This is a genomic window from Streptomyces sp. NPDC005648 (genome assembly GCF_040605395.1).
Lineage (GTDB): Bacteria > Actinomycetota > Actinomycetes > Streptomycetales > Streptomycetaceae > Streptomyces.
Genome location: NZ_JBEXCS010000002.1, coordinates 1 through 15,696, shown reverse-complemented (window position 1 = coordinate 15,696; position 15,696 = coordinate 1). Strand labels below are relative to the sequence as shown.

10 protein-coding genes are annotated in these 15,696 nt (G+C 66.8%); all 10 read right to left on the bottom strand.

Annotated elements, in window-relative coordinates:
* Positions 1–155: 155 nt before the first annotated feature.
* Positions 156–2,282 (bottom strand): elongation factor G, encoded by a 2,127-nt coding sequence (fusA, locus tag ABZT17_RS01405; RefSeq protein ID WP_356342263.1) that lies wholly within the window; start codon positions 2,280–2,282, stop codon positions 156–158.
* A 39-nt stretch (positions 2,283–2,321) separates the two neighbouring features.
* A complete protein-coding gene (rpsG, locus tag ABZT17_RS01400) occupies positions 2,322–2,792 on the bottom strand; it encodes a 30S ribosomal protein S7 (RefSeq protein ID WP_007384059.1) in 471 nt (156 codons plus the stop codon).
* Between the two features lie 2 nt (positions 2,793–2,794).
* Positions 2,795–3,166, bottom strand: coding sequence for a 30S ribosomal protein S12 (rpsL, locus tag ABZT17_RS01395; protein ID WP_003948652.1), 372 nt, complete (start codon positions 3,164–3,166; stop codon positions 2,795–2,797).
* Between the two features lie 351 nt (positions 3,167–3,517).
* Positions 3,518–4,060 (bottom strand): DUF1707 and DUF4190 domain-containing protein, encoded by a 543-nt coding sequence (locus ABZT17_RS01390; protein WP_356342261.1) that lies wholly within the window; start codon positions 4,058–4,060, stop codon positions 3,518–3,520.
* Between the two features lie 278 nt (positions 4,061–4,338).
* A complete protein-coding gene (locus ABZT17_RS01385) occupies positions 4,339–8,238 on the bottom strand; it encodes a DNA-directed RNA polymerase subunit beta' (RefSeq protein WP_356342259.1) in 3,900 nt (1,299 codons plus the stop codon).
* A gap of 100 nt (positions 8,239–8,338) precedes the next feature.
* A complete protein-coding gene (gene rpoB, locus ABZT17_RS01380) occupies positions 8,339–11,824 on the bottom strand; it encodes a DNA-directed RNA polymerase subunit beta (RefSeq protein WP_356342257.1) in 3,486 nt (1,161 codons plus the stop codon).
* A gap of 569 nt (positions 11,825–12,393) precedes the next feature.
* The gene (gene rplL, locus ABZT17_RS01375; protein ID WP_356342255.1) at positions 12,394–12,780 is read right to left on the bottom strand and encodes a 50S ribosomal protein L7/L12; all 387 of its coding nucleotides are present in this window, start codon (positions 12,778–12,780) and stop codon (positions 12,394–12,396) included.
* A gap of 116 nt (positions 12,781–12,896) precedes the next feature.
* Complete coding sequence (gene rplJ, locus ABZT17_RS01370) at positions 12,897–13,427, bottom strand: 50S ribosomal protein L10 (protein WP_356342253.1); 531 nt, start codon at positions 13,425–13,427, stop codon at positions 12,897–12,899.
* Between the two features lie 280 nt (positions 13,428–13,707).
* A complete protein-coding gene (locus ABZT17_RS01365; RefSeq protein WP_356342250.1) occupies positions 13,708–14,565 on the bottom strand; it encodes a DUF1396 domain-containing protein in 858 nt (285 codons plus the stop codon).
* 54 nt (positions 14,566–14,619) lie between these two features.
* Entirely contained in the window at positions 14,620–15,501 is an 882-nt protein-coding gene (locus ABZT17_RS01360) for a hypothetical protein (RefSeq protein WP_356342248.1), read from the bottom strand.
* Positions 15,502–15,696: the final 195 nt, after the last annotated feature.

The window sequence follows — 15,696 nt, the reverse complement described above, 5'->3', positions numbered from 1 at the left end:
GAGTGGTTCTGAACGCCTTGCTTCATCGGCGCCAGGTGATCTTTGCTGTCAAATCCCGGGCCCCGGGCCATTCCGCCACGAATGTGGAGGAACGACCCGCGAGGCTCCGGGTCAAGCCTAAAGCGTGTGGACGCGGTGCGTTAAACGCAGGTGCGTTACTCGCCCTTGGCCTTCGCGATGATCTCCTCGGCGACGTTCCGCGGAACCTCGGCGTAGGAGTCGAACTGCATGGAGTAGCTGGCCCGGCCGGACGTCTTGCTGCGCAGGTCGCCGACGTAACCGAACATCTCCGAGAGGGGCACGAGGCCCTTCACGACGCGGGCACCGGCCCGCTCCTCCATGGCCTGGATCTGGCCACGGCGGGAGTTGATGTCGCCGATGACCTCACCCATGTAGTCCTCGGGCGTGGTGACCTCGACGGCCATCATGGGCTCGAGCAGCACGGGGCTGGCCTTGCGCGCGGCCTCCTTGAAGGCCTGCGAACCGGCGATCTTGAAGGCGAGCTCGGAGGAGTCGACCTCGTGGTAGCCACCGTCGTGCAGGATCACACGCACACCGGTCATCTCGTAACCGGCGAGGATGCCGAACTGCATGGCCTCCTGCGCACCCGCGTCCACCGAGGGGATGTACTCCTTGGGGATACGGCCACCGGTCACCTTGTTGATGAACTCGTACGACGCGTCGCCGCCCTCGATCGGCTCGATGCCGATCTGGACCTTGGCGAACTGACCCGTACCACCGGTCTGCTTCTTGTGCGTGTAGTCGACGCGCTCGACGGCCTTGCGGATCGTCTCGCGGTACGCCACCTGCGGCTTGCCGACGTTGGCCTCGACCTTGAACTCACGGCGCATACGGTCGACCAGCACCTCGAGGTGCAGCTCGCCCATACCACCGATGATGGTCTGGCCGGTCTCCTCGTCCGAGTGGACCTGGAAGGACGGGTCCTCCTCGGCCAGGCGCTGGATCGCGATGCCCAGCTTCTCCTGGTCGCCCTTGGACTTGGGCTCGATGGCGACCTGGATGACCGGCGCCGGGAAGTCCATGGACTCCAGGATCACCGGGGCCTTCTCGTCGGCCAGCGTCTCACCGGTCGTGGTCTGCTTCAGACCCATCACGGCGACGATGTCGCCGGCGCCCACCGACTCGATCTCCTCACGCTTGTTCGCGTGCATGCGGTAGATCTTGCCGATGCGCTCCTTGCGGCCCTTGACGGAGTTCAGCACGGCGGTGCCGGACTCCAGACGGCCGGAGTACACGCGGACGAAGGTGAGCTTGCCCAGGTGCGGGTCGCTCATGATCTTGAACGCCAGCGCGGACAGCGGCTCCTCGTCGGACGGCTTGCGCTTGACGACGACCTCGGGGTCCTTGACGTCGTGACCCTCGATGGCCTCGATGTCGACCGGGGACGGCAGGTAGCGCACAACCGCGTCGAGCAGGGGCTGAACGCCCTTGTTCTTGAACGCGGTACCGCAGAACACCGGGGTGACCGTGGTGTCCTTGGACTTGCCGGACGCGATGGTGATACGACGGATCGCGGCGTACAGCTGCTCCACGGTGGGCTCTTCGCCCTCCAGGTACAGCTCCATGATCTCTTCGTCGTTCTCGGCGACGGCCTCGATCAGCTTGCCGCGGTACTCCTCGGCAGCCTCGACGTGCGTGGCCGGGATGTCGACGGTGTCGTACATCTCGCCCTTGGTGGCCTCGGCGGACCAGACCAGGGCCTTCATCGTCACGAGGTCGACGACGCCCTTGAAGTCGGCCTCGGCACCGATCGGGAGCTGCATGACGATCGGCTGAGCGCCCAGGCGGTCCGAGATCATGTCCACGCAGCGGTGGAACTCGGCGCCCGTGCGGTCGAGCTTGTTGACGAAGCAGATACGCGGAACGCCGTAGCGGTCCGCCTGACGCCACACCGTCTCGGACTGGGGCTCGACACCGGCGACGCCGTCGAACACCGTCACGGCACCGTCGAGCACGCGCAGCGAACGCTCCACCTCGACGGTGAAGTCGACGTGGCCCGGCGTGTCGATGATGTTGATGGTGTGGTCGACGTCTTCGAGCGGCCAGTGACAGGTGGTGGCAGCAGAGGTGATCGTGATGCCACGCTCCTGCTCCTGCTCCATCCAGTCCATGGTGGCAGCGCCGTCGTGGACCTCACCGATCTTGTACGAAACGCCGGTGTAGAACAGGATCCGCTCGGTGGTGGTCGTCTTGCCCGCGTCGATGTGGGCCATGATCCCGATGTTGCGGACCTTGGCCAGGTCAAGTGAAGTGGTAGCCATAAGGCTTCAGTCTTCTCTCGGTCTCGATGTGGGTAGCGACTACCAGCGGTAGTGCGCGAAGGCCTTGTTGGACTCGGCCATCTTGTGCGTGTCCTCGCGCTTCTTGACGGCCGCACCGAGGCCGTTCGAAGCGTCGAGAAGCTCGTTGAGCAGACGCTCGGTCATGGTCTTCTCGCGACGGGCGCGGGAGTAACCGACCAGCCAGCGCAGCGCCAGGGTGTTGGCGCGGCCGGGCTTGACCTCGACCGGCACCTGGTAGGTGGCGCCACCGACACGGCGGGACTTGACCTCGAGGGTCGGCTTGATGTTCTCCAGCGCGCGCTTCAGCGTGATGACCGGGTCGTTGCTGGTCTTCTCGCGCAGGCCCTCCATGGCGCCGTACACGATGCGCTCGGCGGTGGAGCGCTTGCCGTTCAGCAGCACCTTGTTGATGAGCGACGTGACAAGAGGAGAACCGTAGACCGGGTCGATGATGACCGGGCGCTTCGGGGCAGGGCCCTTACGAGGCATTCTTACTTCTCCTTCTTGGCGCCGTAGCGGCTGCGGGCCTGCTTGCGGTTCTTGACACCCTGGGTGTCGAGGGAACCACGGATGATCTTGTAGCGAACACCGGGCAGGTCCTTCACACGGCCGCCGCGCACGAGCACGATGGAGTGCTCCTGCAGGTTGTGTCCCTCACCCGGAATGTAAGCGGTGACCTCGATCCCGCTGGTCAGACGCACACGCGCGACCTTACGCAGGGCCGAGTTCGGCTTCTTCGGGGTGGTCGTGAACACACGCGTGCAGACGCCACGACGCTGAGGGGAACCCTCGAGTGCGGGCGTCTTGTTCTTCTCGACCTTGTCCTGCCGGCCCTTGCGGACCAGCTGCTGGATCGTAGGCACTACTTCTCCGGTTTCTGTGTGCCGATGGGTACAGCTAACCTGGAACTTCGCCGACCCACGCGGTCGGGTGTGTCGAATCCGGCGGACTCCCGCCGCGAGGCGAAAAGAGCACAGATTGCGGTGGCCTTGTGACGGCTCGCCATGCGGTTGATGGCACGCACGAGAGCCAGGGCACACCCCAGGCACAAGGTCTGAGCGTACCTACCTCAAACGCTACGGTCAAAACAAATGGGCCCGGCCCGCATCGGTATACGGAACATGTCAAGCCCCTACGCCGTACGTGATCTTCGATTTCACGTCCTGGTCACGCTCGGAAGCTACCCGCCGGGCCACCCCGCCCTCCCCCACGGGTCACGCGGAGGCGATCGCCGCGGCGATCAGAACGGTGATGATCAGCACCCATCCGGCGACCGAGAGCCACCCCAGCACCAGCCCGGTCATGGCCAGTCCCTCACCGCGCTCACCGCTGTGCTGCATCTCGGTGCGGGCGGTGTGGCCGAGGATGACCGCCGGAATCCCGGTCAGCCCCGCGGTCACGAAGGTGAGCACCCCGCACACCATGGCCCCGACCGCCTTCCCGTTGGTCGGCGGCACGGCGGGCAGAAAGGTCGCGGGCACCGGCGGCGCGACCTGGTTCACCGGCACCGGGCCCTGAGGCAGATCGGCGACGAGCAGCGCCAGCTCGCCCACGGTCCGCGCGGCATACGCCCGCGCCACCCGCTTCTCGAACTCCGCGTGCTCCAGCCGCCCCTCCCCGTACCCCGCTCTGAGCACATCGACGGCCCGCTCACGGTCGGCGTGCGAGGCCAGCATGGCGGGCGCGCTCTGCCCCTGCCAGGGCTGCGGGACACCTTGTCCTGACTGCCACGGCTGCCAGGGCTGCGGGTGCGACACGGGCGCCTCCCCCCAAAAGCGAATGAACGCCTTCCATCATCCTCTAACGCCCGGCTTCCGACACCGGTTCCCACCCACCCCCACCGACTTCCGGCCACCGCCGGCACCGGCCCACCGAACAGAACCCACCGAGACCCCTCCTGCCGCCCCGGCCCGGCCACCACCCCGCCGGACCCCCGTCGACGGCCCCACGGCCGCCTGGGCCGCCCCCAGGGCCGCCGCACGCCGAAGGGCGGCCACTCCGCGATGGAGTGACCGCCCCTCAGTGGACGCAGGTCTTACTGGTTGTACGGACCGTAGTCGTAGTCCTCCAGCGGGACCGCCTGGCCGGAGCCCGTGCCGAAGGGCGAGTAGTCGATGTCGTCGTAGCCGACGGCCGAGTACATCGCGGCCTTGGCCTCCTCGGTCGGCTCCACCCGGATGTTGCGGTAGCGGGACAGACCCGTACCGGCCGGGATGAGCTTACCGATGATGACGTTCTCCTTCAGACCGATGAGGCTGTCGGACTTGGCGTTGATCGCCGCGTCCGTCAGGACTCGGGTCGTCTCCTGGAAGGAGGCCGCGGACAGCCACGACTCCGTCGCCAGCGACGCCTTCGTGATACCCATCAGCTGCGGACGGCCGGAGGCCGGGTGACCGCCCTCCTGGACCACACGACGGTTCTCGACCTCGAACTTCGAGCGCTCGACCAGCTCGCCGGGCAGCAGCTCGGCGTCGCCGGACTCGATGATCGTCACCCGGCGCAGCATCTGCCGGATGATGATCTCGATGTGCTTGTCGTGGATCGACACACCCTGCGAGTTGTAGACCTTCTGGACCTCGCCGACCAGGTGGACCTGGACGGCGCGCTGGCCCAGGATGCGCAGCACGTCGTGCGGGTTGGTGGCACCCACGGTGAGCTTCTGGCCCACCTCGACGTGCTCGCCCTCGCTGACCAGGAGACGGGCACGCTTCGAGATCGGGTACGCCGTCTCGTCGCTGCCGTCGTCCGGGGTGACGACGATCTTCTTCGTCTTCTCGGTCTCCTCGATCCGGACACGTCCGGAGGCCTCGGAGATCGGGGCGACACCCTTCGGGGTACGGGCCTCGAAGAGCTCGACGACACGCGGCAGACCCTGGGTGATGTCGTCACCGGCCACACCACCGGTGTGGAAGGTACGCATCGTCAGCTGGGTGCCGGGCTCACCGATGGACTGGGCGGCGATGATGCCGACCGCCTCACCGATGTCGACCAGCTTGCCGGTGGCCAGGGAGCGGCCGTAGCACATGGCGCAGGTGCCGACCTGGGACTCGCAGGTCAGGACCGAGCGGGTCTTGACCGTCTCGACACCGTGCTTGACCAGCTCGTCGATGAGCACGTCACCGAGGTCGGTACCGGCCGGAGCCAGCACCTTGCCGTCGACCACGATGTCCTCGGCGAGGCAGCGCGCGTACACGGAGGTCTCGACGTCGTCCGCCTTGCGCAGGACGCCGTCGGCGCCGCGCTCGGCGATCGCGAGCTTGAGGCCGCGGTCGGTACCGCAGTCCTCCTCGCGGATGATGACGTCCTGCGAGACGTCCACCAGACGACGGGTCAGGTAACCCGAGTCGGCGGTACGCAGGGCGGTGTCGGCCAGACCCTTACGGGCACCGTGCGTGGAGATGAAGTACTCCAGCACGGACAGGCCCTCACGGAAGGACGCCTTGATCGGACGCGGGATGGTCTCGTTCTTCGCGTTCGACACCAGACCACGCATACCGGCGATCTGCCTCATCTGCATCATGTTTCCTCGGGCACCCGAGTCAACCATCATGAAGATGGGGTTCGTCTTGGGGAAGTTCGCGTTCATCGCCTCGGCGACCTCGTTGGTCGCCTTGGTCCAGATCGCGATGAGCTCCTGAGTGCGCTCTTCCTTGGTGATCAGACCGCGCTCGTACTGCTTCTGGACCTTCTCGTCCTGCGCCTCGTAGCCCTTGACGATCTCCTTCTTCGCCTCGGGAACGACGACGTCGGAGATGGCCACGGTGACACCGGAACGGGTCGCCCAGTAGAAGCCGGCCGCCTTCAGGTTGTCGAGCGTCGCCGCCACGATGACCTTGGGGTAGCGCTCGGCCAGGTCGTTGACGATCTCGGAGAGCTGCTTCTTGCCCACCGAGTAGTCGACGAACGGGTAGTCCTCGGGCAGCAGCTCGTTGAAGAGCGCGCGGCCCAGGGTGGTGCGCAGGCGGAAGGTGTCCCCCTGCTGCCACTCGGGCTCGCCCTCCTCCCGCGCCGGCGGGGTCCAGCCGCGCGGCGGGATGGTGCCCACCGGGAAGCGGATGTCGACCGCGGACTGCAGCGCGAGCTCACCGGCGTCGAACGCCATGATCGCCTCGGCCGTGGAGCCGAAGGACCGGCCCTCGCCCTTGGTGTCACGCAGCTCGCCGTCGGTGGTGAGGAAGAACAGACCGAGCACCATGTCCTGGGTCGGCATGGTGACGGGGCGACCGTCGGCCGGCTTCAGGATGTTGTTCGAGGACAGCATCAGGATGCGGGCCTCGGCCTGCGCCTCCGCGGACAGCGGCAGGTGTACGGCCATCTGGTCGCCGTCGAAGTCCGCGTTGAACGCGGTGCAGACGAGCGGGTGGATCTGGATGGCCTTGCCTTCGACCAGCTGCGGCTCGAAGGCCTGGATGCCCAGGCGGTGCAGGGTGGGAGCACGGTTCAGCAGAACCGGGTGCTCGGCGATGACCTCTTCGAGGACGTCGTACACGACCGTGCGGCCGCGCTCCACCATGCGCTTGGCGCTCTTGATGTTCTGCGCGTGGTTCAGGTCGACCAGGCGCTTCATCACGAACGGCTTGAAGAGCTCCAGCGCCATGGCCTTCGGCAGACCGCACTGGTGCAGCTTCAGCTGCGGACCGACGACGATCACGGAACGCGCGGAGTAGTCCACACGCTTGCCGAGCAGGTTCTGACGGAAACGGCCCTGCTTGCCCTTCAGCATGTCGCTGAGGGACTTCAGCGGGCGGTTGCCGGGGCCGGTCACCGGACGACCGCGACGACCGTTGTCGAAGAGGGCGTCAACGGCCTCCTGAAGCATGCGCTTCTCGTTGTTGACGATGATCTCGGGCGCGCCGAGGTCGAGGAGCCTCTTCAGACGGTTGTTGCGGTTGATCACACGGCGGTACAGGTCGTTCAGGTCGGAGGTCGCGAAGCGGCCACCGTCCAGCTGCACCATCGGGCGGAGGTCCGGCGGGATGACCGGAACGCAGTCGAGGACCATGCCCTTGGGGCTGTTGGAGGTCTGCAGGAACGCGGACACGACCTTCAGCCGCTTCAGGGCGCGGGTCTTCTTCTGGCCCTTGCCGGTGCGGATGATCTCGCGGAGACGCTCGGCCTCCTCGTCGAGGTCGAAGGACTCCAGGCGCTTCTGCAGCGCCGCGGCACCCATCGAACCGTCGAAGTACGTGCCGAAGCGGTCACGCAGCTCGCGGTAGAGGAGCTCGTCGCCCTCCAGGTCCTGGACCTTGAGGTTCTTGAAGCGGGTCCACACCTCGTCGAGGCGGTCGATCTCGCGCTGCGAACGGTCGCGCAGCTGCTTCATCTCACGCTCGGCACCCTCGCGCACCTTGCGGCGCACATCGGCCTTGGCACCCTCGGCCTCGAGCTCGGCCAGGTCGGACTCGAGCTTCTTGGCGCGGGCCTCCAGGTCGGCGTCCCGGCGGTTCTCGACCTGCTGGCGCTCCACGGAGACATGCGCCTCCAGGGAGGGCAGGTCGCGGGTACGGCGCTCCTCGTCGACGTACGTGATCATGTACGCCGCGAAGTAGATGACCTTCTCGAGGTCCTTGGGGGCGAGGTCGAGCAGGTAGCCCAGCCGCGACGGAACGCCCTTGAAGTACCAGATGTGGGTGACGGGAGCGGCCAGCTCGATGTGGCCCATCCGCTCACGGCGCACCTTGGCGCGAGTGACCTCGACGCCACAGCGCTCACAGATGATGCCCTTGAAGCGGACACGCTTGTACTTGCCGCAGTAGCACTCCCAGTCCCGGGTCGGACCGAAGATCTTCTCGCAGAAGAGTCCGTCCTTCTCGGGCTTGAGGGTGCGGTAGTTGATGGTCTCGGGCTTCTTGACCTCGCCGTGGCTCCACTGACGGATGTCGTCAGCGGTGGCCAGACCGATCCGGAGCTCGTCGAAGAAGTTGACGTCGAGCACTATGCGTCAATCCCTCTCAGGGTTGTAAGTCTTGGGGTCTGAAACGGGGGTCCAGGGGCCGGCCGGAGGTTCCTCACCAGGTCCTCCGGCCGGACTCCCGTCAGACCTCTTCGACGCTGCTCGGCTCGCGCCGGGACAGGTCGATGCCGAGCTCTTCCGCCGCGCGGAAGACGTCCTCGTCGGTGTCGCGCATCTCGATGGACATACCGTCCGAGGACAGCACCTCCACGTTGAGGCACAGGGACTGCATCTCCTTGATGAGCACCTTGAAGGACTCGGGGATGCCGGGCTCGGGGATGTTCTCGCCCTTGACGATGGCCTCGTAGACCTTCACGCGGCCGGTGACGTCGTCGGACTTGATGGTCAGCAGCTCCTGGAGGGCGTACGCGGCGCCGTAAGCCTCCAGCGCCCACACCTCCATCTCGCCGAACCGCTGGCCACCGAACTGGGCCTTACCACCCAGCGGCTGCTGGGTGATCATCGAGTACGGGCCGGTCGAACGGGCGTGCAGCTTGTCGTCGACCAGGTGGTGCAGCTTGAGGATGTACATGTACCCGATCGAGATCGGGTCCGGGAACGGCTCACCGGAGCGGCCGTCGAACAGCCTCGCCTTACCGGTCGGCTGCACCATGCGCTCGCCGTCGCGGTTCGGGATGGTGTGGTTCAGCAGACCCGCGAGCTCGTCCTCGCGCGCACCGTCGAAGACGGGGGTCGCGACGTTCGTGCCCGGGTCGACCTGGTCGGCGCCGATCGCCTGGAGGCGCTGCGCCCAATCGTCCGCGAGGCCGGAGACGTCCCAGCCGCGGCTGGCGAGCCAGCCGAGGTGGATCTCCAGGACCTGTCCCGGGTTCATTCGGGACGGGACACCCAGCGGGTTCAGGATGATGTCGACCGGGGTGCCGTCCTCCAGGAACGGCATGTCCTCGATCGGCAGGATCTTGGAGATGACACCCTTGTTGCCGTGGCGGCCGGCGAGCTTGTCACCGTCGGTGATCTTGCGCTTCTGCGCCACGTACACGCGCACCAGCTGGTTGACACCGGGGGGAAGCTCGTCGCCCTCCTCGCGGTCGAAGACGCGGACGCCGATGACCTTGCCGGTCTCGCCGTGCGGCACCTTCAGCGAGGTGTCACGGACCTCACGGGCCTTCTCACCGAAGATCGCGCGCAGCAGGCGCTCCTCCGGCGTCAGCTCGGTCTCACCCTTCGGGGTCACCTTGCCGACGAGGATGTCGCCGGCGATGACCTCGGCACCGATGCGGATGATGCCGCGCTCGTCGAGGTCGGCGAGGACCTCCTCGGAGACGTTCGGGATGTCCCGGGTGATCTCCTCGGGGCCGAGCTTGGTGTCACGGGCGTCGACCTCGTGCTCCTCGATGTGGATCGAGGAGAGGACGTCGTCCTGCACGAGGCGCTGCGACAGGATGATCGCGTCCTCGTAGTTGTGACCCTCCCACGGCATGAACGCCACGAGCAGGTTCTTGCCGAGCGCCATCTCGCCGTTCTCGGTGGCCGCGCCGTCGGCGAGGACCTGGCCCTCGATGACGCGGTCGCCCTCGTCGATGATGACCTTCTGGTTGACCGAGGTGCCCTGGTTGGAGCGGGCGAACTTGGCCAGGCGGTACGTGATGTACGTGCCGTCGTCATTGGCGGTGGTGATGTAGTCCGCGGAGACCTCCTGGACCACACCCGCCTTCTCGGCCTTGACGACGTCGCCGGCGTCGACCGCGGAGCGGTACTCCATGCCGGTGCCGACGAGCGGCGCCTCGGACTTGATGAGGGGCACGGCCTGACGCATCATGTTCGCGCCCATGAGGGCACGGTTGGCGTCGTCGTGCTCCAGGAACGGGATCATGGCGGTCGCGACCGACACCATCTGGCGCGGCGAGACGTCCATGTAGTCGACGTCGTCACCGGGGACGTAGTCGACCTCGCCGCCACGACGGCGGACCAGGACGCGGTTCTCGGTGAAGCGCATGCCGTCGTCGAGCGTGGCGTTGGCCTGCGCGATGACGAAGCGGTCCTCTTCGTCGGCGGTCAGGTAGTCGACCTCGTCGGAAACGACACCGTCGACGACCTTGCGGTACGGCGTCTCCACGAAGCCGAACGCGTTGACGCGTCCGTAGGAGGCGAGCGAACCGATCAGGCCGATGTTCGGGCCTTCGGGCGTCTCGATCGGGCACATACGGCCGTAGTGCGAGGGGTGCACGTCACGGACCTCGAAGCCGGCCCGCTCACGGGAGAGACCACCCGGGCCAAGAGCCGACAGACGGCGCTTGTGGGTGAGACCCGACAGCGGGTTGTTCTGGTCCATGAACTGCGACAGCTGGCTGGTGCCGAAGAACTCCTTGATGGAGGCGACGACCGGCCGGATGTTGATCAGGGTCTGCGGCGTGATCGCCTCGACGTCCTGGGTCGTCATGCGCTCACGGACGACGCGCTCCATACGAGCCAGACCCGTACGGACCTGGTTCTGGATGAGCTCGCCGACGCTGCGCAGACGACGGTTGCCGAAGTGGTCGATGTCGTCGGTCTCGACGACGATGTTCACACCGCTGTCGCCGACCGTCTCGGTCTCGCCCGCGTGCAGCTTCACCAGGTACTTGATCGTCGAGATGATGTCCTCGACGGTCAGGATGCCCGCGTCCAGCGGAGCCTCCGCACCCAGCTTCTTGTTGACCTTGTAGCGGCCGACCTTTGCGAGGTCGTAGCGCTTGGGGTTGAAGTACAGGTTCTCGAGCAGCGTCTGCGCGGCCTCACGCGTGGGGGGCTCGCCCGGACGCAGCTTGCGGTAGATGTCGAGCAGCGCGTCGTCCTGGCCCTGGGTGTGGTCCTTCTCCAGGGTGGCGCGCATCGACTCGTACTCGCCGAACTCCTCCAGGATCTGCTCGGTGGTCCAACCGAGAGCCTTGAGCAGGACGGTCACGGACTGCTTGCGCTTGCGGTCGATACGGACACCGACCATGTCGCGCTTGTCGATCTCCATCTCCAGCCAGGCACCCCGGGACGGGATGATCTTGGCGGAGAAGATGTCCTTGTCGGACGTCTTGTCGATGGAGGAGTCGAAGTAGACGCCCGGCGAGCGGACCAGCTGGGACACCACGACACGCTCGGTGCCGTTGATGACGAAGGTGCCCTTGTGGGTCATGAGCGGGAAGTCGCCCATGAAGACCGTCTGGGACTTGATCTCGCCGGTCTCGTTGTTGGTGAACTCGGCCGTCACGAAGAGCGGGGCCGCGTACGTGAAGTCGCGGTCCTTGCACTCGTCGATGCTGTTCTTCGGAGGCTCGAAACGGTGGTCGCGGAACGTCAGCGACATCGACCCGGAGAAGTCCTCGATCGGGGAGATCTCCTCGAAGATCTCCTCCAGACCGGACTTGGTGGGGACGTCCTGACCGGACTCCAGAGCCTCCTCGACCCGACTCTGCCAAGCGGTGTTGCCGAGCAGCCAGTCAAAGCTCTCGGTCTGCAGCGCGAGCAGGTTGGGAACCTCGAGGGGCTCCTTGATCTTTGCAAAGGAGATGCGCAGCGGGGCAGTGCTGGCGCCGTTGTTCATATTCGCGTTCGAGGCAGTGCGCGAGGCGGCCAAGAGGGGGTCCTTCCGAGGGCTCGGACTCACTACGCGCTCCCCGGCCCCTCACCGCCGCACAATGGACAGGCCCCTCCGAACTTGGCTTTCGGGCCAGGTCAGAGACGGTCCAGTCGTTAGTGCTGAGGCGAGGGCAGACCCCTGGTGACGGGCAGGGGACAGCTAACAGGCAGCGCAAAGGGTCAGTGTAGCCACTTGGCGCACTGATGTCCAGCCCCGATTTTCTGTGACCCTCGTTGTCCTCAACGCCCTTGGCATGCCTGCCCATTCAACGCACGTTGATACTGCCCTCTTCGTCGCCGATCCATGCCTCGGATTCGGACCGTTCTGGCGACGCGTCCTGAGAATTGCGCGCTGCGTGCGGTTCGTCAAGGCCCCCCAGCCCGAACTCGGGCCGCCGGGAGACACGACGAAGATCACCATACCCCTCGCCCTCGAGGCCGCAAGGCAACCGTGGCCGCGCCCCCAGGAACGCCGAAGAGCGACCACCCGGATGGATGATCGCTCTTCAGTGCTTACGCGTTACAGCCCTGGGGGCTGTGACTTACAGCCCACGGCTGTGAGAGGTCTTACTTGACCTCGACGGACGCACCCGCGCCCTTGAGGGACTCGGCGGCCTTCTCAGCGGCCTCCTTGTTGACCTTCTCCAGAACAGGCTTCGGCGCACCGTCGACCAGGTCCTTGGCCTCCTTGAGGCCCAGGGAGGTGAGCTCACGCACGACCTTGATGACCTGGATCTTCTTCTCGCCGGCGCCGGTGAGGACGACGTCGAACTCGTCCTGCTCCTCGGCGGCCTCGACCGGGGCGCCGGGGGCGGCGGGGCCCGCAACGGCGACCGCGGCGGCGGCGGTGACGTCGAACTTCTCCTCGAACGCCTTCACGAACTCGGAGAGCTCGATGAGGGTGAGGTTCTCGAACTGCTCGAGCAGCTCGTCCTGGGACAGCTTCGTCGCCATGTCGGGCGATCCTTCCACTAATTCGGCTGGTGCCGGATGTACATGTCGGCGGGCGTACGGTCGGCCCGCGTCGACCGTGGCCGCATCAGGCGGCCTCGGTCACTGTGCGAGCCGAGTTACTCGGCACCGCCCTGCTCGGCCTGCTTGGCACGAAGCGCCTCCGCGGTGCGGACGAACTTCGAAGGCAGCGCCTGGAAGACGGAGGCAGCCTGAGACTGCTTCGACTTGAAGGCACCGGCCAGCTTGCTGAGCAGAACCTCGCGGGACTCGAGGTCCGCAAGCTTCTTGATCTCGTCGGCGGACAGCGCCTTGCCGTCAAGGACACCGCCCTTGATGACGAGGTTCGGGTTGTCCTTGGCGAAGTCACGAAGACCCTTCGCCGACGTCACCGGGTCACCGGTGATGAAGGCGACCGCCGTCGGACCGTTGAACAGGTCGTCGAGCGTGGAGATCCCGGCCTCGTTGGCCGCAATCTTGGTCAGCGTGTTCTTCACCACGGCGTACTGGGCGTCTTCACCGAGCGAACGGCGCAGCGTCTTGAGCTGCGCCACGGTGAGACCCCGGTACTCGGTCAGCACGGCGGCGTTCGAGCTACGGAACTGCTCCGTGAGCTCGGCTACCGCGGCAGCCTTGTCGGGCCTTGCCATGAGCGTCGGCCTCCTTCCGGGTGGTGAACGACCGCTCGGAAGGGGCTGGGGAAAACGAAACGCCCCGGCGCAGGCGCACGGGGCGTAGCTCGACCGGGCATCCCCTGGGACAGGGGCCGACCGGGAGCACTTCCACAGTCACCTGCGCGGGTCGTCCGCGGTTCAGCGGATCCTTCGGCCACCGAGCCCTCTTGCGAGCACACGGCAACGACCAGCGGTCTTTGGCTTCTGTAGGAGAGTACGGGACCGGGCGGCCGTCGAGCAAATCCGCCCGTACGGCTCAGCCCTGGGCGTCCTTCATCATCTGGGCGAGGTCGGCGGTGTCCTTGGCCGGCGGGGCGGTGACCTTCACCGGCTCGTTGATGCCGAGGAAGGTGATCGTCAGGTCCAGCGGGCCCTTGTCGCCGTCGCCACGCATCCGGAACTGCTTGGTGTGGTTGTCGCCGTCGATCCACATGTCCATGGCGAAGGAGTCGACGCCGAGCTTCTCGTACCCCTCCAGCGCCTTCTCGCGCTGCTCCCGTACGGCCTTGCTGCCGCCCTTGAGGGAGGCCTTGAGCTGGTCCACGGTGACCGTGCCCTTGTAGTGGGTGGTCTTCACGCCCTCGACGGTCTCGGTGCCGACCTTCTTCACGTCCTTGGAGCCGGTGAGGAAGGAGGAGGAGGCGGCCGGGTTCTGGTCGGCCTGGCCGGCGCCCAGCTGCGAGGTGTTCAGCCCCTGGCCGGCGCCGAGCGCGGACATGTCGAACTTGATCCAGCTCTTGCCGCCCATCTCCTTGGTCATGGAGGCGTTCCCGCCTATGTACATGACCTTGTCGACGAGACGGATCTCGACCGGGCCGGTGGCCGCCTGGTCGGGGGCCGTCATCTTCATGCTCATGGCCTGCGGCTTCATGCTCATCGCGGCCTCGGCGGTGACCCGGCCCGCCCCCGGCACCTTCCCGGCCATCCTGTAGCGCAGCGAGGTGATGGCCTCACTGTTCTTCGCGGCCTTGGCGACGGCCGCCGCGGGCGTCATCGCGGGCGACTCGGCGGAGTCGCCCTTCTGACAGCCGACGGCACCCCCGGCGAGCGCCAGAGCGGCGAGAGCGGCACCCGTCGCCCCACGACGCGCCGAACCCCGTACAGAAATCCCCATAGCTTCCCCCCATAGAACACATGGTCGATACACAGATGAGGCCCGAGCCTAGCCTCAGGACGTCGATCCTGTCCCGCCGGTTTTCCTCAGCAGCTGCTTGAAGTCCTCGGTGTCGCTCGCGGGCGGCCTGGTCGCGGAGACCTTCACGCCGTAGTCGCTGTAGTAGGCGGTCTGGCTGTAGGCGCCGCTCGTCGTCCGGCCCTTCTCGACCTTCTTGACCAGCAGGTCCTTGGCGTCGACCCAGATGTCGACCGTCTCGGTGGTGACACCGGCCTCGGTGAGCTGCTTCTTCAGGGAGCCGTCGACGAGGTCGGCGACGTCCAGCGTGCCCCTGTAGTGCGTGGTGGCCTCACCCCGCACCTTCTCCTCGCCGACCTCGCGGACGTCCTGGGAGGCCAGCAGAAGCTTCACCGACTGGTGGGGCGTGGTGGTCCGCAGCTGGCTGCGCAGCTCGGCGCCGGCCCCGCCGCCGAGGCCGGCGAGGTCGTCGTAGCCGTAGCGGATCCAGTGCCTGCCGCCGGACTGCTCGGCGAACTTCTCGCCCAGGCGCGCGTAGTAGGCGTCCCGCAGGTAGCGGGCCTCCATCGAGGTGGTGCCGAGCCGGCGCATCAGGTCGGCGGCGGTGCCGCTGGTGTAGGTGATGGTGACCGTGCCCGTGGTGCCGCCGCTCCAGCCGAGGACGCCGTCCGCCGTCATGGACAGCTCGGAGCCGATGGAGGTCGTGGAGTGGACCCTGACCGACCTCGCCCGGTCGGTGGAGTTCTCGGTACGGCGCAGGACGGCGGCGAAGTCGGCGTGCGCGGCGCCCCCGCTTCTCGCCCTGTCGCCCCGGCCCGGATCGCCGGACGAGCCGCCACCGGTGCAGGTGGCCGTACCCGAGAGTCCGATCACCACCGCGATCCAGACGGCCGCGCGGCACACGGTCGTGCTCTTCATTCGTCCCCCAAGCGATCGCCGTGCTCGCACGCTAACCCAGAGCACTGACAGTCGTACGGAGAAGCCGTACGGAGAAGTCCGCCCGCACAGCAGACGGGCCCCGCGACCGATGAAATGTGAGCGGGACCGCCATAGCCGAATTAGCCGGCAAAGGGGGGCGCGCCGGGGGCCCGACCCGCGGCCGCGGCCCCGGGC